The 26,998-nt window shown below is 46.0% G+C and carries 22 protein-coding genes; all 22 read left to right on the top strand.

Going from position 1 to position 26,998, the window contains the following annotated elements; genetic code table 11:
* Position 1: 1 nt before the first annotated feature.
* The 22 genes from atpF (at position 2) to KAI36_RS24400 (ending at position 26,936) form a co-directional block, all read left to right on the top strand.
* Positions 2-490, top strand: coding sequence for a F0F1 ATP synthase subunit B (gene atpF / locus KAI36_RS24505; RefSeq protein WP_023990709.1), 489 nt, complete (start codon positions 2-4; stop codon positions 488-490).
* Positions 487-1,032, top strand: coding sequence for a F0F1 ATP synthase subunit delta (locus tag KAI36_RS24500; protein WP_029518507.1), 546 nt, complete (start codon positions 487-489; stop codon positions 1,030-1,032). Before atpF ends, KAI36_RS24500 begins: the two co-directional genes overlap by 4 nt.
* A gap of 19 nt (positions 1,033-1,051) precedes the next feature.
* A complete protein-coding gene (gene atpA, locus KAI36_RS24495; protein ID WP_013312325.1) occupies positions 1,052-2,566 on the top strand; it encodes a F0F1 ATP synthase subunit alpha in 1,515 nt (504 codons plus the stop codon).
* A 214-nt stretch (positions 2,567-2,780) separates the two neighbouring features.
* Entirely contained in the window at positions 2,781-3,647 is an 867-nt protein-coding gene (atpG, locus tag KAI36_RS24490) for an ATP synthase F1 subunit gamma (RefSeq protein WP_023990707.1), read from the top strand.
* Positions 3,648-3,768: 121 nt separating this feature from the next.
* Positions 3,769-5,169 (top strand): F0F1 ATP synthase subunit beta, encoded by a 1,401-nt coding sequence (gene atpD, locus KAI36_RS24485; RefSeq protein ID WP_013312323.1) that lies wholly within the window; start codon positions 3,769-3,771, stop codon positions 5,167-5,169.
* Between the two features lie 69 nt (positions 5,170-5,238).
* Positions 5,239-5,652 carry a F0F1 ATP synthase subunit epsilon gene (locus tag KAI36_RS24480; RefSeq protein WP_013312322.1) on the top strand — a complete coding sequence of 138 codons (414 nt, stop codon included), beginning with the start codon at positions 5,239-5,241 and terminating at the stop codon, positions 5,650-5,652.
* A 346-nt stretch (positions 5,653-5,998) separates the two neighbouring features.
* Entirely contained in the window at positions 5,999-6,250 is a 252-nt protein-coding gene (locus KAI36_RS24475) for a DUF1146 family protein (protein WP_013312321.1), read from the top strand.
* A gap of 323 nt (positions 6,251-6,573) precedes the next feature.
* Positions 6,574-7,929, top strand: coding sequence for a UDP-N-acetylglucosamine 1-carboxyvinyltransferase (gene murA / locus KAI36_RS24470; RefSeq protein ID WP_013312320.1), 1,356 nt, complete (start codon positions 6,574-6,576; stop codon positions 7,927-7,929).
* A gap of 227 nt (positions 7,930-8,156) precedes the next feature.
* Positions 8,157-9,596 carry a stage II sporulation protein D gene (spoIID, locus tag KAI36_RS24465; RefSeq protein WP_220026249.1) on the top strand — a complete coding sequence of 480 codons (1,440 nt, stop codon included), beginning with the start codon at positions 8,157-8,159 and terminating at the stop codon, positions 9,594-9,596.
* A 70-nt stretch (positions 9,597-9,666) separates the two neighbouring features.
* Positions 9,667-10,407 carry a M23 family metallopeptidase gene (locus KAI36_RS24460; protein ID WP_220026248.1) on the top strand — a complete coding sequence of 247 codons (741 nt, stop codon included), beginning with the start codon at positions 9,667-9,669 and terminating at the stop codon, positions 10,405-10,407.
* Between the two features lie 201 nt (positions 10,408-10,608).
* A complete protein-coding gene (gene spoIIID / locus KAI36_RS24455; RefSeq protein ID WP_007432737.1) occupies positions 10,609-10,896 on the top strand; it encodes a sporulation transcriptional regulator SpoIIID in 288 nt (95 codons plus the stop codon).
* 171 nt (positions 10,897-11,067) lie between these two features.
* Positions 11,068-12,066: a rod shape-determining protein gene (gene mreB, locus KAI36_RS24450; protein ID WP_013312317.1), complete on the top strand. Its 999-nt coding sequence runs from the start codon at positions 11,068-11,070 to the stop codon at positions 12,064-12,066.
* 121 nt (positions 12,067-12,187) lie between these two features.
* Positions 12,188-13,072, top strand: a complete 885-nt coding sequence (locus KAI36_RS24445; RefSeq protein ID WP_220026247.1) for a flagellar hook-basal body protein — start codon at positions 12,188-12,190, stop codon at positions 13,070-13,072.
* Positions 13,073-13,085: 13 nt separating this feature from the next.
* A complete protein-coding gene (locus KAI36_RS24440; protein ID WP_220026246.1) occupies positions 13,086-13,913 on the top strand; it encodes a flagellar hook-basal body protein in 828 nt (275 codons plus the stop codon).
* A gap of 10 nt (positions 13,914-13,923) precedes the next feature.
* Entirely contained in the window at positions 13,924-14,136 is a 213-nt protein-coding gene (locus KAI36_RS24435) for a DNA-directed RNA polymerase subunit beta (RefSeq protein ID WP_028542171.1), read from the top strand.
* Positions 14,137-15,037: 901 nt separating this feature from the next.
* Positions 15,038-15,484 carry a 3-hydroxyacyl-ACP dehydratase FabZ gene (fabZ, locus tag KAI36_RS24430; RefSeq protein WP_013312312.1) on the top strand — a complete coding sequence of 149 codons (447 nt, stop codon included), beginning with the start codon at positions 15,038-15,040 and terminating at the stop codon, positions 15,482-15,484.
* A gap of 98 nt (positions 15,485-15,582) precedes the next feature.
* Positions 15,583-17,301: a phospho-sugar mutase gene (locus KAI36_RS24425; RefSeq protein WP_220026245.1), complete on the top strand. Its 1,719-nt coding sequence runs from the start codon at positions 15,583-15,585 to the stop codon at positions 17,299-17,301.
* 259 nt (positions 17,302-17,560) lie between these two features.
* A complete protein-coding gene (locus KAI36_RS24420; RefSeq protein ID WP_220026244.1) occupies positions 17,561-19,576 on the top strand; it encodes a DUF5693 family protein in 2,016 nt (671 codons plus the stop codon).
* A complete protein-coding gene (gene csaB / locus KAI36_RS24415; RefSeq protein WP_220026243.1) occupies positions 19,552-20,688 on the top strand; it encodes a polysaccharide pyruvyl transferase CsaB in 1,137 nt (378 codons plus the stop codon). The genes KAI36_RS24420 and csaB overlap by 25 nt, the downstream gene beginning before the upstream one ends.
* Before the next feature lie 8 nt (positions 20,689-20,696).
* Positions 20,697-21,458 carry a WecB/TagA/CpsF family glycosyltransferase gene (locus KAI36_RS24410; protein WP_081047531.1) on the top strand — a complete coding sequence of 254 codons (762 nt, stop codon included), beginning with the start codon at positions 20,697-20,699 and terminating at the stop codon, positions 21,456-21,458.
* A gap of 137 nt (positions 21,459-21,595) precedes the next feature.
* Positions 21,596-22,726, top strand: a complete 1,131-nt coding sequence (locus KAI36_RS24405) for a glycosyltransferase family 4 protein (RefSeq protein WP_013312307.1) — start codon at positions 21,596-21,598, stop codon at positions 22,724-22,726.
* Positions 22,727-22,916: 190 nt separating this feature from the next.
* Entirely contained in the window at positions 22,917-26,936 is a 4,020-nt protein-coding gene (locus KAI36_RS24400; protein WP_220026242.1) for an S-layer homology domain-containing protein, read from the top strand.
* The last annotated feature ends 62 nt before the right edge of the window (positions 26,937-26,998 follow it).

The following is a 26,998-nucleotide window of genomic DNA, read 5'->3' as shown; positions in this document are numbered from 1 at the left end:
ATTGAGTTTAAATTGGACAAGTATCGTTTTCACAATCATTGCATTTTTGATCTTGTACTGGTTACTGACGCGTTATGCATTCGGCCCCCTCTTTTCCGTTATGGAGAAGCGGCGTCAGCTTGTATTACAGCAAATGAATGAAGCGGCACAGACGCGTGAACAGGCTGCTGCTTATGTTGAGGAGCAAAAGCAGGCTCTCCAGCAGGCACGTAAGGAAGCGTACGACATTATTGAGCAGTCAAAACAAACAGGTAACAAACAAGCGGAGCAAATTATTGTTCAGGCTAAAGACGAAGCTGTCCGCCTGAAAGACGAAGCTGTTCGTGAAATCACAAGCGAGCGTAATAAGGCGGTTGCCGAACTGCGCAGCGAAGTGGGTAAAGCTTCGGTACAAATTGCTTCCAAACTGATTCAAAAGGAAATCAAGGAAGACCAAGTCCAGGGAGAGCTTGTCGACCAATACCTTAAAGAGGTAGGAGGCAAAGCATGAGCCGGGATACGGTAGTAGCCAAACGGTATGCGAAAGCTTTGTTTGAAGTGGCAGAGCAGGAACAGACCATTATGGAAACCGAGCAGGAGCTACGTGCTTTTGTAGAGGCTGTATCGGGGGATGCTGAAATCCGTAAATTCATTAATTCTCCTAACATTACGGAAGCGGTCAAGCTTCAAGTTCTGGCTAACAGTTTTGAAGGCAAGCTTTCTGCCTCGCTAATTAACACGATCAAGTTGTTGATTCAGCGTAGTAGAGCAGATTTGTTCGAATCTCTCCTTGCCGGATACCTCGATATTCAGGAATACAAGCTGGGACTTGCTCATGCAAAGGTGTATTCGACTTATGCTTTAAGTGATCAGGAAAAAACAGCGGTAGCCGAGGAATTCGGAGCCCGTGAACATAAAACAATCCGTGTGGAAAATATAGTGGACCCGAGTCTGCTGGGCGGATTGAAAGTGGTTATCGGCGATACACTGTACGACGGCAGTCTGGCCGGCAAGCTGGATCGTCTCGAGAAATCCTTTAACAGACGAGTATAGAAGATAGGGGTGAACACACTTGAGTATCAAACCTGAGGAAATCAGTTCATTGATTAAAAGTCAGATTGAACAATATAAAAATGATATCGAGGTCGTTGAAGTCGGCACTGTTGTTGAAGTCGGCGACGGTATTGCCCGCGTCTACGGACTGGAAAAAGTTATGGCCGGTGAATTGGTTGAATTCGACACTGGCGTATTGGGCTTGGCGCTCAACGTGGAAGAAAGCAATGTCGGTGTTGTTATTTTGGGTCAATTCTCCGACATTCGTGAAGGCGGTCAAGTAAAACGTACAGGTCAGATCATGCAGGTCCCTGTAGGGGAAGCATTGATCGGACGTGTAGTTAACCCACTGGGACAACCAGTAGACGGTAAAGGGCCGATTGCTACAACAGAATTCCGTCCGGTTGAAAGTCAGGCTCCAGGCGTTATGGCCCGTAAATCGGTACATGAGCCTATGCAGACGGGGATTAAAGCTATTGATGCGATGGTTCCGATTGGTCGTGGTCAACGTGAGTTGATCATTGGTGACCGTCAAACAGGTAAAACTTCTATCGCAATTGATGCAATTTTGAACCAAAAAGGTAACGGCATGAAATGTATTTATGTCGCTATTGGTCAAAAACAATCCACGGTAGCTCAAGTTGTTGAAACATTGCGTCGTCACGGTGCGCTGGAATACACGATTGTCGTTACGGCATCTGCTTCCGAACCATCACCATTGCTGTACATTGCTCCTTACTCTGGCTGCGCCATGGGTGAGTATTTCATGTACAAAGGCGAGCATGTCCTTGTAGTTTATGATGACTTGACTAAACAAGCGTCAGCTTATCGGGAACTGTCCCTGTTGCTGCGTCGTCCACCGGGTCGTGAAGCATATCCGGGTGACGTTTTCTATCTTCACTCTCGCTTGCTGGAACGTGCAGCGAAGCTAAATGATGAGTTGGGCGGAGGATCACTAACCGCATTGCCGTTCATCGAGACACAGGCTTCCGACGTTTCTGCATATATTCCAACCAACGTTATTTCCATCACGGATGGACAGATCTTCTTGGAAGCTGACTTGTTCTATGCAGGGCAACGTCCGGCGATCAACGTAGGTATTTCCGTATCTCGTGTAGGTGGTTCAGCTCAGATTAAAGCGATGAAAAAGGTAGCAGGTTCCCTGCGTCTGGATCTTGCTCAATATCGTGAGCTTCAAGCGTTCTCCCAATTTGGGTCCGACTTGGATAAATCCACAAAAGCTCGTCTGGATCGCGGCGCACGCATGATGGAAATTCTGAAACAAGGTGTTAACCAACCGCTTGCTGTAGAGCAACAAGTAGTGAGCTTGTATACTGCTGTAAAAGGCTTCCTTGATGATATTCCTGTAGCGGATGTAAAACGTTTTGAAAAAGACTTCCTGTCTTTCATGGTGTCTGACCATCAGGACGTGCTTCAATCTATCCGCGACACGAAAGACTTGGTTGCTGATAACGAAGCGGCTTTGAAGGCGGCTATCGAGAAATTCAAAAAATCATTCGCCACGTCGGTTTAATACATTGGAATTTGCCTGTTTATGATGAAAGATGTACTAAGGAAGCGTGCCCTCCGGGTTTTGGCTTCCTTGGCATGTTTTACCCTCAATAACAGGCCCTTTAACATATGTCCGGCTGGATTTGAATCTTACGAAGTGCTTGGACTTGGCCCAAGCTAAGGGATTGCTTACGAAGTTAGCTTTGGCTTTGCTGGAGCTTAAAGGTGGTGAAATCATGGCAAAAGGTATGCGCGAGATTAAACGTCAGATTAAAAGTGTGCAGAGTACGAAGCAGATCACGAAAGCGATGGAAATGGTCGCTGCATCCAAGCTGAGAAAAGCTCAGGAGAAAGCGGAGTCGGCTCGTCCTTACTCGGAAAAGCTTAAGGAAGTTGTGAGTAGCATTGCTTCTGGAGCGAATAACATCAAGCATCCAATGCTGGAAACGCGTCCGGTTAAAAAGACTGCTTATCTCATCATTACATCTGATCGTGGTCTGGCTGGTGGTTATAACGCCAATATTTTACGACAGGTTACGCAGACGATTTCTGAACGTCACCGTTCACAGGATGAATTTGTGATTTTCATCATTGGGCGAAAAGGACGGGATTATTTCAGACGTCGTGAATTTCCTATCGCTGAATCGGTAACAGATCTGTCGGATACACCTGCTTTTGCAGATATCAAAACAATTGCAAGCAAGGCTGTACAAGGCTTTGAACTTAAAGAATTTGATGAGCTTTATCTATGCTATAACCGCTTTGTCAACGCATTGACTCAAATTCCAACAGTTGACCGTCTGTTACCAATGGCAACACCGGATTCAGCTACAGCTTCATCCTCAATTAACTATGAGTATGAGCCTTCACCAGAAGGAGTGCTGGAAGTATTGCTGCCGCGTTACGCGGAAACGCTCATTTACGGCGCTTTGCTGGATGGTAAAGCTAGTGAACTGGGAGCGAAGATGACGGCGATGGGATCTGCTACGAAGAATGCTTCCAAGTTAATTGGTGAGCTTTCCTTGACCTATAACCGGGCTCGTCAAGCGGCTATTACCCAGGAAATTACGGAAATCGTTGCAGGGGCAAGCGCTCAGTCTTAATCAGGCTTGTTGCGACTGTTTTATAGCAGGGTCTACACTATTATGATAAATTGCAGGCGCAAAACAAATCAGAGTGGTTCGGATTTGCGGCTGTGCAAGCTTGTAGGAGGGAAACCAAAAGATGAACAAAGGACGCGTAGTGAGCATCATGGGTCCGGTTGTCGACGTTGAGTTCGAACGTGGACAGCTTCCGGAAATCCTGAATGCCATTCATATTGGGACTGTGCTGGAGAGCGGAGTCAAAATTGATCTGACGCTCGAAGCTTCAAAACATCTAGGTGACAACCGTGTGCGTTGTATTGCCATGTCTTCCACAGATGGTTTGGTTCGTGGAGCTGAAGCCATAGATCTGGGAGCACCTATTTCAGTACCTGTCGGCGAAGCTACTCTTGGACGCGTATTTAACGTGCTTGGAACGCCAATTGATAATGGTGCTGATATGAGTGAAACGGCTAGAAATCCGATTCACCGTCAAGCTCCTTCTTTCGATGAGCTGACAACTCAAGCAGAGATGCTCGAAACCGGTATTAAAGTTATCGACTTGCTGGCTCCTTATGCCAAGGGTGGTAAAGTCGGATTGTTTGGTGGTGCTGGTGTAGGTAAAACCGTAACCATTCAAGAATTGATTAACAATATTGCTCAGGAGCATGGTGGTATTTCTGTATTTGCGGGTGTAGGTGAACGCACACGTGAAGGAAATGACTTGTACCATGAAATGAGAGATTCCGGCGTTATCAACAAAACAGCGATGGTGTTCGGACAAATGAACGAGCCTCCGGGTGCACGTTTGCGTGTAGCTCTCACAGGTCTGACGATGGCGGAATATTTCCGTGACCAAGAAGGCCGTGACGTGTTGCTCTTTATTGATAACATTTTCCGCTTTACCCAAGCAGGTTCTGAAGTTTCTGCCCTGTTGGGACGTATGCCTTCAGCAGTAGGTTACCAGCCTACGCTGGCTACTGAGATGGGTCAATTGCAAGAACGGATTACTTCTACTAAAAAAGGTTCTGTTACTTCCATTCAGGCGATCTATGTGCCTGCGGATGACTACACTGACCCGGCTCCTGCCACGACGTTTGCCCATTTGGATGCTACAACGAATCTGGAACGTAAAATTTCCGAAATGGGTATTTACCCAGCGGTTGATCCGCTCGCATCAAGCTCCCGTATTTTGGCTCCAGACGTTGTGGGTGAAGAGCATTACAATGTAGCACAAGGGGTAAAACAAATTTTGGCCCGCTACAATGAGCTTCAGGATATCATTGCCATCCTGGGTATGGACGAGCTGAGTGAAGAAGATAAAATGTTGGTAGCACGTGCGCGTAAAATCCAGCGTTTCCTTTCTCAACCTTTCCACGTTGCCGAAGCATTTAACGGCTTCCCAGGTAAATATGTGCCGGTTAAAGAAACTGTGCGAAGCTTCAAAGAAATTTTGGAAGGCAAGTATGATCATCTTCCAGAAGCGGCCTTCCTTTTTGTAGGAGCCATCGAAGAAGCAGTTGAAAAAGCTAAAACGTTGTAAACAACAGGCAAAGAATAGCCGAGCCTTACGAAGTGAGCTGTCTGCGGACAGCTTCCAGGAGGGATTCAAGTGAGCACGTATTTACTAGAGATTGTGACGCCGGAGCGCCTGGTCTATACAGAACAGGTAAACAGCATCAGTGTTCGCGGCTCGGAAGGCGATCTTGGGATTTTACCCGGACACCTTCCCTTGGTCACTCCCTTGAAGATTGCACCGATACGCATTAAAATCGGTGGTCAAACCGAAGTGATCGCGGTCAATGGGGGCTTTCTTGAAGTCCGCAAGGATAAAGTGGTCATTTTGGCTGAGAGTGCGGAACGTTCCGAAGAAATTGATGTGGAACGTGCCCGTGCGGCAAGGGAGCGGGCAGAACTGCGGCTCCAGAGCAAACAGGAACAGATAGATCACCATCGGGCGGAAGTAGCTCTGCAACGGGCGCTTAACCGTTTAAATGCTACAAGCATCAGAACCAATAAGAATTAATATTGGATTTTAAGTGGAATTTTAAAAGGGTTCGGCATAGTATACGGATGGAACGACAAGGAGACCACTTCATAATTTCTGCCAAAGAATGTCCGGTAGAAGGTGAGGGAGAACCTTGCTTCCTTCGATCACTGTGATCGGGCCCTTTTTTAGCTGTTATTACCAAATGTACAGTCCTACTTCTTGCCCGGCTGCTAGGTATTTAGTACCTTTTAAATTCACGAAACAGAAGTGATTAATCACATTTTGTCGAAATAAATGTCCTAAAAACAGAAATAGCACTGGCATATTAGGCGTTCGCCGAGTATTATAAAGAAGTCTGTGACGCAGATGGGAGGAATTATGGTTGAACGGGAAACAGCAATTGGCTGAACAGCTAAGTCAATCGGCGAGTATGACCGCGCTGATCTCCATGATCGTGTCGCTCATCTGTATAGCGTTAGCTTGGTGGGCTTTACAGAGCTTTAAGCTGGATTTGTTAATCCGGCAACCCAAAGGACCGCAAGGCAGATTGCTACACTTGTTTCTTGCTATAATTTTGGGACAGTTGGTTTCTGGGTTCCTGTTGAGCTACATTTCTTGGAGTCAGATGCTCTAGAATTTGTTTTAACATGAAGTGGGCGGGTTATATGACCTTATGACTGTGTCTCTGCGGGAATTGTCGAATAACATCGCGTCATATTGTTAACAATGGTAAACAAAAGAACCATACATGTATAGCTAGCTGAATCAGTTAGAGTACAATGGTCGTCAAGTACAAAAAACGCTTGTATACTTGTTTTAATCAGTGGTATGATGGCAGTTAGGGTATTAGTAAAATCTTGTTTTTTTATGTAATGAAAAAGCAAGGCATGAAAATAGCGGAATATGTTCTTTTTTTCCAGAATGGAAAAGGGAAATGACGCGCGGAGGGAAACATAGATGAGCAAATTTATCGTCCGCGGTGGCAACAGATTGACCGGGAGTGTCAAAGTCAGCGGAGCCAAAAACTCAGTTCTGCCGATCATCGCCGCTTCTCTGCTAGGAGAAGAAGGAGAAAGTGTTATTATTGATGCACCTCCTCTAGACGATGTGATGACCATTAACAAAGTGCTGGAGTCCTTAGGAGCAGGCGTTACATACCAAGATGAGGTCATTCGTGTTGACGCGCGGAAGATAATTTCCTGTGAAGCCCCTTACGAGTGGGTTAGGAAAATGCGCGCATCATTCTTGGTTATGGGGCCGCTGCTTACACGTTTGGGACGTACAAGAATCTCGCTTCCAGGCGGATGCGCAATCGGAACGCGACCAATTGATCAGCATTTGAAGGGTTTTGAGGCATTGGGCGCGGAGATTAGCCTGGGCCAAGGTTTTATTGAAGCTAAAAGTAACGGGCGTCTACGTGGAGCTAAAGTTTATTTGGATGTAGCCAGCGTAGGAGCAACCGAGAATATTATGATGGCCGCTACTCTTGCTGAGGGCGTAACTACCATCGAGAATGCTGCTAAGGAACCTGAGATTGTTGATCTCGCAAATTTCCTGAATGGAATGGGTGCCAAAGTACGCGGTGCGGGCACGGGCGTTATTCGTATTGAAGGCGTTGAGAAGCTGCATGGTGTAAAACATACGGTCATTCCCGACCGGGTAGAAGCAGGTACTTATATGGTTGCTGCTGCGATCACAGGCGGGAACGTATATGTAGAAGGCGCGATATCCGATCATTTGGGACCGGTTATTTCCAAGATGGAAGAAATGGGTGTAACCATTCAACCTGATGAGAACGGAATTCGTGTCATTGCAGATAAGCCGTTAAAGGCCGTTGATGTTAAGACGTTGCCTTATCCTGGTTTCCCTACCGATATGCAGTCTCAGATGATGGCACTTCAACTTGCCGCTGAAGGAACGAGCATTATTACGGAAACCGTGTTTGAAAATCGTTTCATGCATGTGGATGAATTTCATCTCATGAATGCGGAAATTAAGGTCGAAGGTCGTTCCGCCATTGTAACTGGTAATGCTAAGCTGACAGGTGCGAAAGTAACCTCTACAGATTTGCGTGCAGGTGCTGCGTTAATTCTGACCGGACTCATTGCGGAAGGTACAACGGAGGTATCCGGCGTACATCACATCGATCGCGGTTACGTTCATTTGGCTGAGAAGCTGACTGGATTGGGAGCGGACATTTACAGAGTGACCGTGGAAGAGTCCAAACTGGATCATTCACCCAGTACAGAGCGCGTAATGCCGGAAGAGACGTCGGGAAATCTGTTTAAGAAGATCCAGCCTTCCCTCGCCTAAGCTTTAACGTATGTAGCTTCATGTTGCATAAGTATATTCTTGAACAATAAGGAACCAAGTCCGAAAGGGCTTGGTTTTTTTGTTGTTTGCAGTCAGTTTTTTTCATTCTTTCAGTTCTCTTAAAACGGTTCTATCAAAGTGGACGACTTCATATGATTGAAAATATCTGCTGGAGTATATCTGTACTTCCAGCCGGACACTTAGCCCTTTGATGGAGGTTTCAGCCTATGAAAGATTCACAGGTTCGCATCCGTATACCCATTCATCATCCTAAGGAACATCGCCAGGCTTCACTTGCGGAGGTAGGCTCTGGCTCTATAGCTACTTCGTTACAGAAGAATAAGCTTATGCAACAGCAACCGGACACAAGAGGTACATTGTCGACTGGCGTCAAGCCCAATCGGCGTATAACAGCCGTGCCTTCCGCTGTGAACTCCGTTGATACGGCTCTGCCTATTGCTGGAGCAGCGGTCCATGACACACGCGCTGCAAGTCCGCTGCAGGTGCCGCTACCGCACCTGCGTCCTTCCGCCGGGCGTGCCCCGCGCTGGGGCAGCCGCCGCCCATGGCTGCCATTCGCCGCCATGGCAGGGGTGCTGGTGCTTGCCATGGCTGTGCCCGCGCTAATGGCGTGGCCTCGCCAGACGGCGCAGCCGGTGCCGCCGAGCAGTCGCACGGCAGCACCGGCTGCGCCTAGCGTAACGGCAAAGGGCGAGACGCCCGTCACGCGTCTGCCGGGTGTCCCGCCGATACCGGCGGTGCCCGCTGCTCCAACGCGCAGCGTGCCGGTGGCGGCAGAGCCGGACGTGCGTGTGTACGTCACGTCTACCGGTCGCACGGAGACGTTACCGCTGGAGCAATACATTGTCGGCGTAGTAGCCGCCGAAATGCCGCCCAGCTTCGAGGGCGAGGCACTGAAAGCGCAGGCCATTGCCGCGCGTACCTTCATTGCCCGGCGTTTGCTAGCTGATGACACCAGCGGTGCCCCGGCGGGAGCAGATGTGACGGATACTGTTAAACATCAGGCTTATATCTCTAAAGCTAAACTTACTAGAGAATGGGGGCATTCTGGTAAATCCGCAGAGCTGGCTAAAATTCAGCAGGCCGTACGAGACACCAAGGATACGATCATGGTATATGAGGGGAAGCCCATTACGGCCTCTTTTTTTTCTACTAGCAATGGCTATACCGAAAATTCAGAGGATGTATGGGCGAAGGCAGTGCCCTATTTACGAAGTGTGTCAAGTCCATGGGACAAGCAGTTGGCCCCGCGTTATACAGAAACCGTCACACTGAGTCGTCAGAGTGTGTTCGATAGATTGGGGTTGAGTCGTACTGCGATAGCTGCTTCTACTGGAGGAGGGAGAATGCCAGAGATTCGTATACTCTCTAAGACAGAAGGACATCGCATCAAGAAGATTGAGGTTGGTGGTTCAATCTTTACAGGGCCGGAAATCCGTAACAAACTGGGGCTGCGTTCGGCTGAGTTTACGTGGAAGGCTGAAGGGGATCGGATTGCTATAACAACCTATGGTTATGGTCATGGTGTTGGTATGAGTCAGTGGGGAGCCAATGGAATGGCCAAGGAAGGTCATACTGCCACTCAAATTCTCCTTCACTATTATACTGGCATTTCTTTTGCGCAAGCCTCTCGTATTCTAAGTTAGTAAATATTTCGAAACTTTGAAGTATAAAAGAGTTGCACCCGGTAACACTGGTTACTGAGGTGATGAGCAAATGAATGAACAAAATAAAAACCAGAACCAAAACCATGAAGAAACACCCAAAACCTTTCAGGGTGGAAGAGCTTCGCGGCCGTCTTCGTGGAAAAAGCTGTTGTCCAAAAGGTGGGCATACCCGGCAGCCTACATTGCCGCAGCAGCCATTATACTAACCTTAGTGTGGGTCTATCAGGATGCCAGCCAGAAGTCTTTCAAACCTGACCCAGCTAGTCCATCGGTACAAAGCACAAGTGCAGTAAATACCGATGTTAACGGACAACAGCCAGAAAGCGTGGAAGTAGTTGCCCAGTCGGAAAATATCGTATGGCCAGTAGCAGATGCTGGCGCAGTACAGGTCGTAAAGCCGTTCTTTGATGAGAACGCGACCGCTGATGAGCAGGCGGCAGCTATGGTAGAGTACGATAAAACATTTACCGCTAACACTGGAATTGATCTTTCCCGGGCCGACGATCAGGCGTTTGAAGTGAGAGCCGCCCTGAGTGGCAAAGTATCTCGTGTGGAACAACATCCGCTGGTAGGTAATGTCGTAGAAATCACGCATGATAATAATCTCAAAACGGTGTACCAAAGCTTGAGTGATCTGAAAGTAAAAGAAGGCGATCAAGTGAAACAAAACGATGTGATTGCTTCAGCGGGTCGTAACGAGCTTGAAAAGGATTTGAAAACACATCTGCATTTTGAAGTGTATCAGGATGACAAGCCGGTGAATCCAGCAGGTCTGCTTCCTAAAAAATAAATTTGGTCATGGCTTTGCATGCAAAGCAGGGAATCGATATTCCCTGCTTTTTTCTTGTGTAGTTTTTGTGCATAAGGTAAACATAAGCTGCTTTTGCCAAATAAATAGGCCTTCCGAAGCATGTCTTCCCGCCAAACCGCGAATATATAGGCACGCTCCTCATATAATGTACCAAACTATCCACAGTAGGGAGGCGGGAGCGTGCACGATTACATCAAGGAACGGACCATCAAAATCGGTCGCTGTATCGTGGAAACAAGGAATACGGTCCGTACGATTGCCAAGGAATTTGGTGTCTCCAAGAGCACGGTGCATAAAGATCTGACCGAACGGCTGCCTGAAATCAACCCGGATCTTGCCGATCAGGTGAAGCACATTCTCGAATACCATAAATCCATCCGCCATCTGCGGGGAGGAGAAGCGACGAAAATTAAGTACAAAAAAACGAGTGGCAAACGAAGGGAGATTCTCGTTTCTGGCAAGTCCTAAAAATATATAGTGAATTGGCTGGCAAAGCCATTGAATCAACCCCCTGAAGTATGATATGTTAAAAGATGGTACAAGACGAAAAATGACATGTAACCGTAGGTTTATACATATATTTGCCGCTTCTTGTCGAATCTTAGCTTTTTAAAATATCACTTTGGGGGCCTTTTTAATATGTTCAGTAATGATATCGGTATCGACCTCGGTACGGCCAACGTGCTTATCCACGTCAAAGGGAAGGGGGTTGTTCTTGACGAACCTTCCGTTGTCGCGATAGAAAGCGATTCAAAAAGAGTTCTGGCTGTCGGAGAGGAAGCGCGCCGCATGGTGGGACGTACTCCTGGTAATATCATAGCCATCCGTCCATTACGTGATGGTGTCATCGCCGATTTTGAAGTAACAGAAGCGATGTTAAAATATTTTATCAATCGGGTAGGGGGAAAAAGCTGGTACAGCCACCCTCGTATTCTAATTTGTGCGCCGACGAACATTACCTCAGTGGAGCAAAAAGCGATTCGTGAAGCGGCGGAGCGTAGCGGGGCCAAGGAAGTATTTTTGGAGGAAGAGCCAAAAGCGGCTGCCATCGGGGCAGGAATGGATATTTTTGAGCCTAGCGGCAACATGGTAGTGGATATTGGTGGCGGAACAACTGACGTTGCAGTCCTCTCTATGGGGGATGTCGTAACAGCTTCTTCCATTAAAATGGCAGGAGACAAATTTGATACAGCCATCATGAAATATGTAAAAACGAAGTACAAGCTTCTGATCGGGGAACGTACGGCTGAGGATATCAAGATTGCTATCGGAACCGTGCATCCGAGCGGACGTCGTGCAGAGATGGACATCCGTGGACGGGATATGGTATCCGGATTGCCTAAAACGTTAAGTATTTCTGCGGATGAAGTGCAGGATGCGCTTAGAGATCCTGTATCGGCGATTGTTGCTGCGGCCAAGTTTGTATTGGAGCAGACCCCACCGGAACTGTCAGCTGATATTATTGACCGTGGTGTTATTTTGACTGGTGGCGGTGCCTTGCTTAGCGGATTGGACGAGCTGCTTGCTGAAGAACTGCGTGTTCCGGTACTGGTTGCCGAAGATCCAATGCATTGTGTTGTTAAAGGTACAGGAATTATGCTGGATAATTTGGATCATGTGGTTAAGAAAAAGTTCTAATCTGCCGATAGTGACTATAAGAGACTCGTGTGCGGTTAGACAGGTTGCCTAGCATTTTGGCTTCCGTGCCTCTGCGCGAGCATATGATTTTAGCAGAGTATAGGATTGGGGTGCACGATACATGTTGAGAGGTTTATATACTGCGGCCGCCGGATTGATGACACAACAACGACGCCATGACACCGTGACGCAAAATATTGCTAATATGAATACGACGGGATACAAACAGGAGAATAGTGTTCAGCGTTCTTTCCCCGAAATGCTTATTTCCATGACGGGTGGTAACCCTGATAACCCGGACCGTACGGTCGGCAAGCTCAATACTGGCGTTTTTGCTGAGGAAAGCCTCTCCCCTTACATTCAGGGAGCATTAAAGGACAGTGGACAAGCGACGGATTTTGCGATACAGTCCAATATTAATGTGAACGACCCAGCTACTGGTCAACCTATGGCTTTTGATCAGGCGGGGAAATTCATCAATGCTAACGGTGAAGTCACCTACCGTCCAGAAGCGTTTTTTACGGTGCGGGACAGTAATGGTAACGTTCGTTATACACGTGATGGACATTTTCAAGTAAATGGAGCGGGAGCATTGCTTTCATCGACTGGCTCAGCGGTGCTGGATACGAATGGAAACCCGATTCAATTGACGGTGGCTGTCTCAGAGCTTAAAGTAAATGAGCGGGGCGAATTGGTAGATAGCCAGTCCAACCAGACATTGGGAACGACGCTCGGTATTAGTGTCATTGATCGTCCGTACCAGCTCGTTCGTGAGGGCAATGGGAATTTTCGCCTGAATGATACTGACGGTGCTACAGCTAGAATGATGACTGCTAACGATGCTGTATCCGTTCGTCAAGGTTATCTGGAGGTATCTAATGTAGATGCTTCACAGTCGATGGTGGATATGATGGCTGCGTTAAGAGCGTATGAGGCGAATCAGAAGGTAATTCAATTTTATGATAAAAGCTTGGACAAGGCCGTTAATGAAGTAGGCCGTGTATAACAGGGGGTAAGTGATGAACAACTCCATGATTGGCGCAATGGTATCTATGGCCAGTGTGCAGCAACGTTTGGATTTAATTGCCGATAATATTGCTAATATCAATACAGTTGGTTATAAGAGTAAACAGGGTTCCTTTGAAGATGTATTGGCCAACGTGCAGCAACAGCCTTCAACGTATCTCCAAAATGGACGGGCCATGCCGCTCGGCTATAATTTGGGCTACGGAGTTAAAACGGCCGCAATCATGAAAAATATGGAGCAAGGTCCGCTCAAGGAGACGGGACTTCCTACCGATCTGGCGATTCAAGGTAATGCCATGTTTGAAGTTCAGGGAAATGGGCAAAAAGCTTGGACCCGTGACGGTAGCTTTCATTTTGTTCCTGATCTGAATGATAGTGCGACGATGATGTTGACCACTGCTGAAGGTTATTCCGTGCTGGATAACAATGATGTTCCTGTGACTGCTCCAGCGGGTTCCAAGGTGGCTATTAACTCGGATGGCGAATTGCTGATTCGTGCTAATGGAACTGGGGCTCCGACAGTTGGTCAGAGAATCAAGCTAATGGATGTACAGCGTCCAGAAGGACTGGAACAGCGGGATGATAACCTGTTCGTGTTGTTGAATGGTGTAACAGAGGCAAATGTATTCGGAGCAGCAGGTGTGGCAGGTGCTGTTCCAGCGGACGTATCTGTGCGTTCCGGTTATCTTGAGGAATCTAATGTGGATTTAGCGGGCGAAATGACGGATATGATGCAAGTTCAGCGGATGTATCAAATGGCGGCACGGGCATTAACTTCTAGTGATACGATGATGAACCTGGCCAACAATCTGAGGGCTTAAGGATTTGGTGATGAAAGAAGAACAATCTGATTCCCGTCCGGTGCCTGAAAAGACGAAGTCCCGCTGGCGTACTGCTCGTTATTTCGTAGTTCCGTTGCTGCTCCTGTTCTCGCTGTTAGGCGGCTTAATTGCAGGATATGTAATTGTAGGTAAGCAAGGGTTGTCAGGCGTATTCGAATGGAAAACCTGGCAGCATGTGATTGATCTTATATTTGCGCCTTAGTTTACTTTAAATGAGTGGGGGCGGGAAAAGGTCGCTCCGCGAATGATTTGATCTTACGATCGCTGTTGCAGCGGGATTTTCTTATTTTATAAATTATTCAGATGTAAAAATCCCGTTGCAAAGGCGAACGCTCGCGCTTCTCCAGATTCAAATCCTTCGCTCCGTTGCTACCCGCCATCAGGGCCACTTTTATTAAAATAAACCACCCGCCATTTGTGTGGGGAGTATAGAATAACAAAACCCTGTGCCAGTGGCGCAGGGTTTTGTTATGCCTTCAGGCAGGAGCCTTCAAACGCAGTGACGGGCAGCTTGCAGCCATTGGACACAATCGCAGAGGCCTTCGGTTGTTTTGTTTGCTCTTCACGACAAGCGAGCATTATTGAAGCGGGGCTTTCCTTCTGAGCCAAAAGTAACTCGGCGGAGGGGGTGGAATCGTTCTAAAGAAGCGATAGCGTTCGCCTTTAACCTCGGATTTTACCCTTTAATTCTTCTTATATAAAGAAAAAATCCGAGGTTAACAGCGATCGGAAGAATGATCCATCCCCGCAGCCCTTCCCTTTAGCCAAATGAATTCCCGCTTCACTCCATAATAGGAGCACTCAATATGGTACTTCCGCGTAATTTTCTTTTTGCATCTGATAACTGTATAATGATGGGGAAGTTTATAACACTGCGGGGTAAAACCAAGCACGGGCAAAAGGGCTTCTTCGCGCCTCAGGTTGCATAACCGGCGGAAAAAGCCCCTTATCTCAACCTCCACTTCTGCAGTAGGTGAAGGATATCTAACATTGTTACCGCCAAGAGCTGTTTTTATGCAGTGCAGGCGGGGTAATATTATGCTTGCAGTAACTCATAACTGATACAGAGTCAAACCTGCAAGCGGGAGGAGTTATTAAGGTAAATGGACAAATTGCAATTGGATGTTAATCAAATTCAGGAGATTATCCCACATCGAGCGCCATTTTTATTGGTGGATCGTATTATTGAGCTGGAGGAAGGGAAAAGAGCAGTAGGCATTAAAAATGTAACGATGAATGAGCCTCATTTCATTGGACATTTTCCGGGGTATCCCGTTATGCCTGGTGTATTGATCACCGAAGCACTGGCTCAAGTTGGGGCTGTCGCATTACTGCATCTAGAGAGCAATCGTGGAAAAATTGGGTTCTTGGCAGGGTTAGATGGTTTCCGTTTCCGTGGACAGGTGGTTCCTGGGGATACGCTGACGCTTGAAGTGGAAATCACTCGTTCCAAAGGCGCATTTGGCAAAGGGAAAGCTACGGCTAAAGTAGGCGATACGGTAGTAGCTGAGGGCGAAATTATGTTTGCTTTATCTGACCCTCCCCAATAAATAAAGCTCTGCCGACATAAGCACGACGTCTGAACTGAGTGCATGTGTACATAGAAATCCTGTTTTGACAACCCAAAAATGGAGAGGGGAAATTCCGTATGACGCAGTTGAGTAAAAAAGCATTAGAAGGCATTGAGAGCTGGCTGCAAGACCCTTATATTGATGAAGAAACCAAACAGGAGTTGCGCGCATTGGAAGGCAACGAGCAGGAACTGGAGGATCGCTTTTACAAAGAGCTGGAATTTGGTACAGGCGGTCTGCGTGGAGTGATCGGGGCAGGAAGTAACCGGATGAACCGTTACGTCATTGGACGTGCGACTCAAGGGCTGGCTCGCTATATTTTAGAACAGCATGCTGGTAAAGAAGGCAAACCTTCGGTTGTCATTGCACATGATTCGCGTCATTTTTCACCAGAGTTTGCTCTGGATGCAGCTTTGGTGCTAGCAGGCAATGGTATCGTGGCTAAGTTGTTCCCTTCCTTGCGTCCAACGCCACAGCTTTCGTTTAGTGTACGTCATTTGGGAGCCAGTGGAGGGATCGTTGTAACAGCGAGTCACAATCCTCCTGAGTATAATGGATACAAGGTTTACAACGATGAAGGGGGTCAGCTTGTTCCTGATCAGGCTGAACAGGTAATTGGTTATATCCGTGAGGTTCCTTCTTTTGCCGACATTCGCAGTCTGACACGTGAAGAAGCAGAGGCACAGGGATTATTGGTTTGGCTTGGAGAAGATGAAGATGAAGCGTTTGTAGATACGGTAGCCAGTGTGAGTGTGAACCGTGAGCTGATTGCTGCCGGACCAGGCAAAAACTTCAAAGTTGTGTTTACACCTCTCCATGGAACTGGAAATGTACCGGTTCGTCGTGTACTGGAGAAAATCGGTTTTGAACAGGTGCATATTGTGCCTGAGCAAGAGCTGCCAGATGCTGAATTTTCGACTGTTAAGTCACCAAACCCGGAAGAACGTGATGCGTTTAAGCTGGCAATTGCGCTGGGTGAGAAAATTGGTGCAGATCTGTTGATCGGAACAGACCCTGATGCTGACCGTATGGGTGCAGTTGTGAAAAACCGTGATGGCGAATATGTGGTATTGTCCGGTAATCAGTCTGGCGCGATCATGGTTTACTACTTGTTGAATCAATTGAAAGAGACAGGCAAGCTTCCGAATAATGGGGCGGTTATCAAAACCATCGTAACCAGCGAAATGGGCGCAGTCATTGCCGAACATTTTGGAGCAACTGTGTTTAACACGCTAACTGGCTTCAAGTATATTGGCGAGAAAATGAACCAGTTTGACGAAACTGGCGAGTACACCTACCTGTTTGGCTATGAAGAGAGCTATGGTTATTTGGCAGGGAATTATGCTCGCGATAAGGATGCTGTCTTGGCGGCTATGCTGATCGCTGAAGCTGCTGCTTATTACAGCACACAAGGTAAGACGCTCTATGATGTTTTACAAGAGCTGTATGAGCAGTTTGGCTACTTCCTTGAGAAGCTGGAGTCTCGTACCCTTAAGGGTAAGGATGGAGTGGCACAAATTCAGGGCAAAATGACCGATTGGCGTAGCAACGCGCCTCAAGAGATTGCAGGCGTGAAGGTAGACAAGGTACTGGACTACTCACAAGGTCTGGACGGACTTCCACAGGAAAATGTACTCAAATTTTTACTGGAGGACGGTTCGTGGTTTTGCCTGCGCCCTTCGGGAACGGAGCCGAAAATCAAAGTATACTTTGCGGTACGCGGTTCCTCGCTGTCAGACGCGGAGCAAAGAATCAGCCACCTGGTCGATGCTGTTATGGCTCGCGTAGACGCTTGAGAAAAATCCCTTTATAATAGAATAGGTTAAGGTAATTGGATAAGATATAGTAATCGGTGACCTCTCACGGCAAAGGGCAGTACGCCGTGGAGGTCATTTCTGTATTGCAGAATAACCTGGAAGAGGCTTTGGGAAAATAGGCTTATTCCGGCAACGGAGGATTTTGCAAAATTCAATGAGTGACCTACCGAAAGGCTGAGTACGGCAAGGTGGGCAGCATTGAATTTTGCAAAATCCCGAATATTAAGGAGGTTCTTTGGTGTATCAGAAATGGCAGTATTGGAATACGGCTTCTCGAAAATGGTTATGGATTTTGGTGGCTGTCGGCTTGCTGGCTTCCATTCCAGTCATCGCCGATCGTGTGAAGACAGAATCCTCGAGTAAAAAAGTAGAGATTGTATTCGATTATCGGGATTTGACGGAGGCAGCCTCGTATCAGGCTCACCCGCAGGACTATCTGAATGAGCAACTTGACCGCTTACAGCAAGCGGGTGTGAACAGCATGGCGATGTATGAAAGTACGTTGGATGATTTCCGTAAAGCGGGACGCGTCGTAACCTATACGACTCAGAACGTTGCCGATATGGAAAAACGGCTTTCACCTGCAAATGAGAATTTTACGTATATTGTTTTCGCTGATAAAGAAAATGCCGAGGCATTAAAGCCGTTAATTTTACGTACGTTTACAAGCCTGGACATCAATGTAAAACCTTGGACTTATCAGGGGCAGGAAGGCTTAGTTGTGGAAACATCTCCAGAGGATGCGTATCTCAAGCCCATGCAGCCTGACCCGATTGCGATGAAGCAGCTTCGGAGCAAAGGATTTTTTATTGTTCCACGGATGAGCGACAGTCTTCCTTACAACCAGGAGTTGACGGAAGAGATGCTTGCTTCCTTTCAGCAGAATGGTGTAAAACGCATTTTGTTTGAAGGTGATTCAGTCAAAGGCTTCACCGATAACGAGAAAGAGCACAGCTTAGCGGCATTTGCTAAATTGCTGAACAAATACGATATTGGCCTAGCTGCTATCGAAAACTTGAAAAAACCGCAAGCAGGCTTCAATAAGCTCGCTTACGATATCCACTATAACGTTGTGCGTTTATACTCATTGAGCGATAAAGATTCAACGCTCGATGTGGAGACGTTGGCCGATCGATTTGCACTGGCCACCAAGGACCGTAATATTCGCATGTTGTATCTGAATACCGCGCCTAGCCGTAGTATTGCTGAAGCCAAGGTGAAGGATTCGGTGGATAACCTAATCCACAGCTTGGACAAGCCGGGTAACGCTGTACAACGGATGGAGAAAAAGGGGTTTGAACTTGGACAAGCTGAATCGTTCCAAGTCGTCGATTCGTCCATTCAGCGCTATCTCAAAATGATTGTCGTACTGGGTGCACTGGCATTCTTCTCCATTATGGTGTCCTATTTCGTCCCGGCATTGACTTTGCTGGCATTTGCACTCGGTTTGGTAGCTTCAGCAGGACTTTATGTTTTGAACTCCAGCTTGATGGAGCAAGGTCTAGCCCTACTCGCGGCGATTAGCGGACCTACGGTTGCAATGATTATCGCCGTGCGTACGATTAGAATTAAACGTGAACAGGGGTCCGAACTTTCTGTAGGTCAGCGTTTGATTCAAACGCTTATACTGTACGTACAGACAGCGATTTTGTCGCTGGCTGCAGTGCCTTTTGTTATTGCTCTGTTGAATAGTATTGCTTACAGCCTTGTGCTGAACCAATTTAGAGGTGTAAGCTTGCTTCACATTCTGCCGATCTTCTTAGCAGCGATATATATTTTCTTTTATCGTGGCGTTTCTATACGAGAGGAAATTTCCAAGCTGCTACGTACGCCGATTACTGTATTGTGGGTTATCGCACTGGCTGTTATCGCAGCCGCAGGCTATTACTATTTGACTCGTACCGGAAATGCGGGTACGGTGTCGAACACGGAGCTGGTTTTCCGGAACTTCCTTGAAAATGCGTTTGGTGTACGTCCGCGTAATAAGGAATTTTTGATGGCTCACCCACTGTTTATTGCAGGGGCGTTCCTGGCTTTGAAATATCGCAAAGCAATCTATTTGCTGATTATAGCTGCTATTGGCCAAGCCTCTATGGTGGATACCTTTGCTCACATTCACTCTCCAGCGGCACTGTCGCTTAGTCGCGGGCTGTTAGGATTGGGTTTCGGTCTGGTGCTGGGAATCATCGCAATTGTCGTGTGGCAAGTGCTGGAAGGGTGTTGGAAGAAATGGTCACCACAGCTCAAACGATAATCATCTCGGGTTATTACGGCTTTCGCAATAGTGGAGATGAGGCGGTGCTCAAGTCGATTTTGACAGCTTTAGAGGAGGAGAGTCGTCAGGCGGGGATTACAATCAAGCCTGTTGTTCTGTCTTCTGACCCCGCCTGGACACAGAAGATGTACGGAGTAGAAGCTGTACCGCGGATGAGTCTGGGGGAAGTTCGTAGAGCGATTAAAAACAGCGATGGGCTAATAAGTGGCGGCGGGAGTTTGCTCCAGGATGCAACAAGCCCTAAAAGTATTCCATATTATCTGGCGATTCTGAAACTGGCCCAATGGGCTGGAAAGCCGACGTTTGTATATGCTCAGGGCATTGGTCCGGTACAACGGAAGATATTTTATTCTATGATCCGTTCTGTGTTTCAGCGCTGTGAATATGTTTCTGTAAGAGATGAGCAGTCTGCCGCACTGCTGGGTACTATGAAACTGAAGCACCCGGTTGTCGAAGTTGTTCCTGATCCGGTAATGGGGCTTCCATTGCCCCTGGGTTCCGAGCTGCATAAAGCAGCATTTGAGACTGATAAGGATAAACTTCCGATCGTTGGCGTATCTGTACGTTACTGGGATAAGGAACGTCGCGATTTAACGGCTATTGCGGACAGCTTAAAAAGATTAGCTGCTGAGCGCCGTGTACACTTACGCTTTTTACCTTTCCATCTGCCTGATGACGAGCAGGCTTCAAGGATGGTAATGGATTTGTTGGGGGATATTAGGGGGACGGGGAGCCTTGTCAGCATGTGCGATCAAGTCACCGATCCTCAACAGATGCTTTTGGAAGTCAGCCGTTGCAGTTTGATGATTGGGATGCGATTACACAGCTTGATCTATGCAGCATCCCACCAGGTGCCTCCGTTGGGGATATCCTACGATCCTAAAATTGACCATTTCCTCAGCCGTGTCGGTAGCCAGCCTGTAGGCACTACAGAGGCACTGGATGGACAAAAACTGGCTAATGAGTCTATGCGGTTGCTAGATCAGCGAAGTCAATGGATCGAGAGCCAGGGAGCGGCCATTACTTTGTTAAAAAGTGAGGCTCGCTTACCGGCACAGCATATCGTTAATTACTTGTGTCGCAAAGGATGATGGATACAGTGACAGTTGATAAGGTTACGAATGTGCCTACCGTCCCGATTTTCGGTGTTCCGGTATCAAGGCTTAATATGAAAGATACATTAAATGTATTAATTCAAGCAGTGGAGTCTCGCCAGCCCCATCAAGTGATCACTGCCAATCCGATTATGGTAATGGCTGCATTGGAAGATCCAGTGTACATGAACGTGATGAAACAGGCAGAGTTGATTGTTCCGGATGGGACTGGCGTGGTCTGGGCTGCAAACTATGTAGGACATCCTGTACCTGAGCGGGTAGCGGGCTTTGACTTGTTACATGAATTACTTGCAGCTGGAGAAAACTATCATTGGAAGGTTTATTTACTGGGATCAACATCTGAGGTGATTCAAGCGACCGCAAAGCGGGTACATGAGCTTTATCCCGCAATTACGGTTTGTGGCAAGCGTGATGGTTTTTTTGGACCTAAAGAGGATGAAGCCGTGATTGCAGCCATTCGTGAAGCAAATCCTGATTTGTTGTTTGTAGCACGTGGAGCGGACACGCAGGAACCCTGGATTGGTAAATATAAGGAACAGCTGGGTGTACCGGTGATGATGGGGGTTGGCGGTAGCTTCGATGTTATATCAGGCAGAACCAAACGCGCACCTAAATTGTTTCAAAAGCTACGGGCTGAATGGTTATATAGACTCCTCAAAGAGCCAAGCCGTTACAAAAGAATGCTTGCGCTGCCGAAATTCGCCGCGAAAGTGATGCGCGAAAAAGAAAACGTCACAAAAGTGTGATAAATAGCTTGAATCTGCCTTCAAAACCCGCTAATTTGCCAGAATATGAAGCTTGGTATTTATTTTTGATCAGAGTATAATTCAATGCGGTTACATCTGAAAAGGGATTGCTTTAAAATTGGGGGTCGAATGATCAAATGTTATTGATCTATATTATTGGGTTCATCATGGCACTGGGACTTGCGCTGTTACTGACACCGCTCGTCAAGAAATTCGCTGTGAAGGTTGGAGCCGTCGATGTACCGAATGCCCGAAAAGTACATACCCGAATTATGCCGCGTCTTGGCGGACTGGGGATTTTCTTGGCATTTCTGTTGTCCTTATTGGCGGTGTTACCTTTTGTGCCTGACGGAATGCTGTCCTCTCGGGATATTAACTTTATCGCAGCCTTTCTGATTGGCGGTACGCTGATTACACTGATTGGTGCTCTCGATGATCGTTTTGATCTCAATGCAAAATTGAAATTTTTGGCTCAAATTGCCGTTGCGTGTATGGTCGTGTTTGCTTTTGATATTCGTGTAGATTTTGTAAATGTACCTTTTCAGGATGCATACTCATCTTTGGAAAGCTGGATTTCCATTCCGCTTACGATTTTCTGGATCGTAGGTGTAACGAATGCCATCAATTTGATTGACGGTCTGGATGGACTGGCTGCAGGTGTCTCAGGAATTGCGATTGGAACTATCTTTGTGATGTCGGTATTGATGGGCAATTACATGGTAGCTATGCTTTGTCTTGTGCTGCTGGGCAGTATTATCGGATTCTTATTTTTTAACTTTCATCCTGCGAAAATATTCATGGGTGATACAGGGTCATTATTTTTAGGTTTCTGTCTGGCCATGCTATCCATGCTTGGTTTCAAGCAAATTGCTATCGTATCTTTTATTACGCCATTGATTATTATCGGTGTACCTTTGTCAGATACATTCTTTGCTATCATTCGTCGCAAGTTGCAGAAAAAACCGATTTTCTCTCCGGATAAAGGTCATTTGCATCACTGCTTACGCGAACTAGGTTTCAGTCACAGACAGACGGTGTTGATTATCTACGGGATTGCTGCATTTTTCGGTGTATTGGCCGTGATTCAATCGTCTGCTGCGCTTAATGAAGCGAACTGGGTCACCTTTGTCGTGATTTGTATTATGATGTTCTTCCTACAGATCGGTGCAGAGGTTATTGGTCTTGTTGGCAAAACCAAACGACCAGTTATTAACACACTGATTCGGTTGCTGGCTAAGCCAGATTCCCAAACGCGTTCGAAATTATAATTTTAATTTAAAAGTAAGCCTTCAAGCTTGGCGGTATACCGCGGGTTTGAAGGCTTTTTTGATGTTTGCTGTAAAAAAACTCCCTCCTTTTTTGAGAATTTACTAATTTTTTGTATGTTTACTACCGATAAAAAAAGTATCGAATGATTACGTACCCCAAGGTGCGACAGAATCAAAGGAGGACAATGATTTGAAACGATTGCTATCCATGTTGCTGACGGTTGGTCTCATCATTGGCTTGGTGCCGGCGGCCCTGGTAGGTACGGCTCATGCTGCGACGGGAACTTATTTTATTTTTCCAAGTGAAAAATATGATGTGGATTCGGCTAGAATGGTAAACACTGACCGAGTTACAGTTAACGGTACGATTAACGGAGTGAACGGAAGTACTATATCTTATAGTGTATTCCAACTCTCTAAAAATGGAACAAACCTTAACGTGGTTAATAAGAACGAGAGTCAAAAAGGCGGAATTACGGTCAGCGGCTCTACGCTTAAAGTTACAGACATTAAACTGTTTCCTGGTTTGAACCGGATTACATTTCAAAGTAGCCAAAATTCGGCTGATATGAAGGACTCCATTTACATTGAGTATCAGGATGGACCTAAGCTTTATGATCTATCTGCTACGCTGAATGGTGCAACCGAGCAGTTGCTAGAGAATCAGACAGCGGTGCTGACAGACGCACGCAATAGCGGTACGGATGATGTAAAAGTAGTCATTCAAGGTACGGCTCCTAATGCTGACAGTGTAACGCTCACGTCTGCAAAAAGCAGTAATACGTATAATGTATCCTCTTACACTGGCTATAAACTAACAGGTAGTGTTGTACTGAGTCCGGGTAAAAATATAGTGACTATTAAAGTGAATAACGGAACTCAGGCTCTTACAGTTATACGTGAAATTACGATTTATACGGGTAAACCGGAATTCTCTGATTTGACCTTGAACAAGGATGGGAATGTTTCTGCCGATCTGACCACTTCGCCTGACTTTACTGTATCGTCTACAAGTGGTGTGGTTTTAAAAGGTAACGTTTTGGTACCAGCTGGTGCGACCGATCCAGGAGTGGCCACAATCAATGCACGTTTTACCGATGTGAGTAACAATGGTAGTGCTGTGGGTAGTGCGACTGGGGTTGATGCCACAATCGATACTGCAAATATAGTTACATCAAATGGCTATAAAGTATATCCATTTCAGGTGACTGTACCTTCGGAAGCTGTACTTGATCATTTGACCAGGGCATCCCTGGGCATAACTTATACGGATAGCAGTACACCTCCAGCTCCATCGGCTGTCCAATTTACATTGCGCAGTAGCACTCAGCCGTATATTGATGATGTTAACTATCTTCCTGATTTTAATACTCAATTGTTGAACAGAATTAATGGAAGCGGGTCTGATCAGGCAGCTGCTCTAGATGAAGCTATGAAATTAACAGGTAGCTCTATGAAGAACAAGACTACAGATGCTGCATCTGTACCTGTAGGTATGGAGTTTATCGTTGTTAATGGCGCACCTTCTTCAATTAATGAGCTTTCCGGAGTATCGGTTCATACTGTAGGGTCTCCTCAAGATGTAATTCGTACAATCAATGGTAAGTCAACGCAAGTGAAGAAAATTGTTGCTTATGTAGACACTTTGCCTAAAGAAGGACAAAATGTACTGAATTTTTATCTGAATGGTGACTCGACCAAGTTAATTAAAGCAACGGTGAATCTGTTGCAGGGTCCGTTCATGAAATACGATACGATTTATGATGGGCAACAAATTCCGTTGAATACATCCAGCTCAAACTTGAACACCTATAAATTGACTCAACTGGGCTACTTTAAAGGTAAATTGCTTGATGTGAGCAACGCAGCAGATATTCATTACACTGGAAGTAACCGAAATGTATTCCTGTATGTTAATAATGTATTGGTTGATCTGGATGGTTCAGGAGCGGACTTCAAGCTTGCTGCTTCCTCAGAGACAGCTGCAGCCAATGCCTTGGCGAACGGGAATAATGAAATCAAGTTTGTATACAAGCCAGGTATTGAGTATAGCAATACGGTAAAAGTAAACTTTACACAGACGAATATTCCAGTAATTCCTGTTCCAAACACACAAGGGATCATCCCTTTCACACCAGTTAGCGGCTTGAGCAATACGCCGAAATATAGCGAAATTGCTCCGAAATCAAAAGATGCTAATTTCACCAAAGTGGATGACACTAACTACAATACATCTCTGAAAAATATCAATGTATTTGGTACTTTCAGTATTGCTGATTTGGGTAAAGCAGATCAGGTAAATGGTTCGTTAAGTGATATTGCTAATAAAGATCAATATATTTTGGAGATTAAGGGATCGGATGACAGTGAAGTCAACTGGACGCTGAGTAACGAGTTTTTCTCAGCAGAAGATGCTAAGACAACATACAATTCCGGTTCTACTACAGATAAATTTACAAATAAAGATTTAAAAGACCTGCTTGTGTACTACCATCCGGACAAAAAGTATTTCAGCTTTGTGTTGAAAAACCAAACTATTTCGCAAGATGGAACACCAGTAGCTTATAACATTACCTTGTACAATAGCGGCAAGAGTGGACCATTTGCTACTTTCCGACTGCAAGTATCCGGTCAATCCACATCTTTTGATATTTTGCGTCCGCTCCCTGAAAAGAGAATCGTGAATCAAAACTTTGTGCAAGTTGTTGTAAACGCAGGTAATGCAGATAGTGTTACGGTAGGTAAAGAAACAGCAGTTCAAGAGGGATTCGACTCTGATTATGATGGTACCATTGATTATCCATCAACTTACAAAGCCATCGTTACAGGTCTAAAAGCCAACAAAGATAATAAAATTGACGTAGTGGTTACTGTAGGCAAAGAAAAACTGAAACAGACCATTACTGTTAAATATGTGCCTACTAATATTCCTGGTGAGCAGTACATGGAAGCGATGAAAACATCGCACAAAGTGTTCGATGGCAATCTTACACTTGCTTTTGCAAAGGGAACGAGTCTGATTCGTCGGGATTACGATCAACCGCAACAGTTCAAAAACCAGGTTTTCTCTGGTCACACTTTGTACTTTGCAATAGCAAATAGCGAAGATGGTGTGGTCGATCGTCATGAATTTGAAACCGAAAAAGCATTGTCGGATATGCAGAGCTTGATTGCAGATGGAAGTAGATACTTTAACAGAGAATTCCCAAATCGTTTTACCAAGTCAAGTCCAGTATTCTGGATTGACCCAGGTACAGCAGATGACATTAAAACAGACGATTACGATCCGGTAACTTATGGTGCCGATCCTTATCAATTGGCTAACAAGTCGCAAAATGACAGTAGCAAGATTAAAAACTTCTACTGGCGTGATCCTTCTAATGAATTAGTACCATCCAAGCGTGCAACATTAACTTTGACGTATGATAACAGTATCGCTCAGGATGCAGGGAAACAAATGACGGTGTTCTATTTTGATTCTGATCTTAAAGATTGGCAGAACATTGGTGGTGTGGTGGATCCGAAAAAACATACCATTAAGGTACCGTTTGATCGTTTCGGTTACTATGTAGTTGCTAAAGTTGGAGAAACGTATAGTGATGTCATTAAGCATAAATACGCTAGAGATTACATCGAAGCCATCTTGGCTAAAGGTGTTATGAACCCAATGGATCCGATTAATAGCTTTGGACCAGACAGCTACATTAAAAGAGGCGAATTTACGTCTATGATCGTCAAAGGTCTGCAAATTCCACTTAATTTCAGCGGAGCGAAGCATTTTGACGACGTGTCTATTCCAAATACGATATCAGCAGATGCGCTCTATGATTATCGTTATATTGAAACAGCTGCACGCGCCGGTATTGTCAAAGGTTCGCAACCAAGAATCTTTATGCCGGAAGATGTAATCACACGCCAAGATGCAGCAGTCATTATTGCCAAGGCATTGAATTTGAAGCTGGAAACAGATCATGACAAGATCATGAAGAACCTGTCTAAGACTTTTAAAGATGCGGACAAGATTGATTACTATGCGCAAGCATCTATATTGGCTATCGCCAAGAAAGGCTTTATCACAGGGTCACCTGTGGATGCAAGTGATCTGAAAAAAGGATATATGTTTAATCCTACTTCCTTGACCTTGCGCGGAGATGCAGCCATTATTGTAGCTAAAGTTATGGCTGATAAAAAGCTGCTTCCTAAAATCTAATCAACAAAACACCTGAAATTATTAAACATCCCTCCATGCGAAATGGTAATTCCCTTTCATAT

Origin of the sequence: Paenibacillus sp. S02, assembly GCF_019454065.1 — a bacterium.
GTDB classification, from domain to species: Bacteria; Bacillota; Bacilli; order Paenibacillales; family Paenibacillaceae; genus Paenibacillus; species Paenibacillus polymyxa_B.
The sequence above is the reverse complement of the archived record's forward strand: the minus strand, read 5'-3'. Positions and strand labels throughout refer to the sequence as shown.

Bases quoted from the DNA above. Each gene is read 5' to 3' on its own strand.
- KAI36_RS24500 (WP_029518507.1), top strand. From the start codon at position 487: ATGAGCCGGGATACGGTAGTAGCCAAACGGTATGCGAAAGCTTTGTTT.
- atpG (WP_023990707.1), top strand. From the start codon at position 2,781: ATGGCAAAAGGTATGCGCGAGATTAAACGTCAGATTAAAAGTGTGCAG.
- atpD (WP_013312323.1), top strand. From the start codon at position 3,769: ATGAACAAAGGACGCGTAGTGAGCATCATGGGTCCGGTTGTCGACGTT.
- murA (WP_013312320.1), top strand. From the start codon at position 6,574: ATGAGCAAATTTATCGTCCGCGGTGGCAACAGATTGACCGGGAGTGTC.
- spoIID (WP_220026249.1), top strand. From the start codon at position 8,157: ATGAAAGATTCACAGGTTCGCATCCGTATACCCATTCATCATCCTAAG.
- KAI36_RS24460 (WP_220026248.1), top strand. From the start codon at position 9,667: ATGAATGAACAAAATAAAAACCAGAACCAAAACCATGAAGAAACACCC.
- mreB (WP_013312317.1), top strand. From the start codon at position 11,068: ATGTTCAGTAATGATATCGGTATCGACCTCGGTACGGCCAACGTGCTT.
- KAI36_RS24445 (WP_220026247.1), top strand. From the start codon at position 12,188: ATGTTGAGAGGTTTATATACTGCGGCCGCCGGATTGATGACACAACAA.
- KAI36_RS24440 (WP_220026246.1), top strand. From the start codon at position 13,086: ATGAACAACTCCATGATTGGCGCAATGGTATCTATGGCCAGTGTGCAG.
- KAI36_RS24435 (WP_028542171.1), top strand. From the start codon at position 13,924: ATGAAAGAAGAACAATCTGATTCCCGTCCGGTGCCTGAAAAGACGAAG.
- fabZ (WP_013312312.1), top strand. From the start codon at position 15,038: ATGGACAAATTGCAATTGGATGTTAATCAAATTCAGGAGATTATCCCA.
- KAI36_RS24425 (WP_220026245.1), top strand. From the start codon at position 15,583: ATGACGCAGTTGAGTAAAAAAGCATTAGAAGGCATTGAGAGCTGGCTG.
- csaB (WP_220026243.1), top strand. From the start codon at position 19,552: ATGGTCACCACAGCTCAAACGATAATCATCTCGGGTTATTACGGCTTT.
- KAI36_RS24405 (WP_013312307.1), top strand. From the start codon at position 21,596: ATGTTATTGATCTATATTATTGGGTTCATCATGGCACTGGGACTTGCG.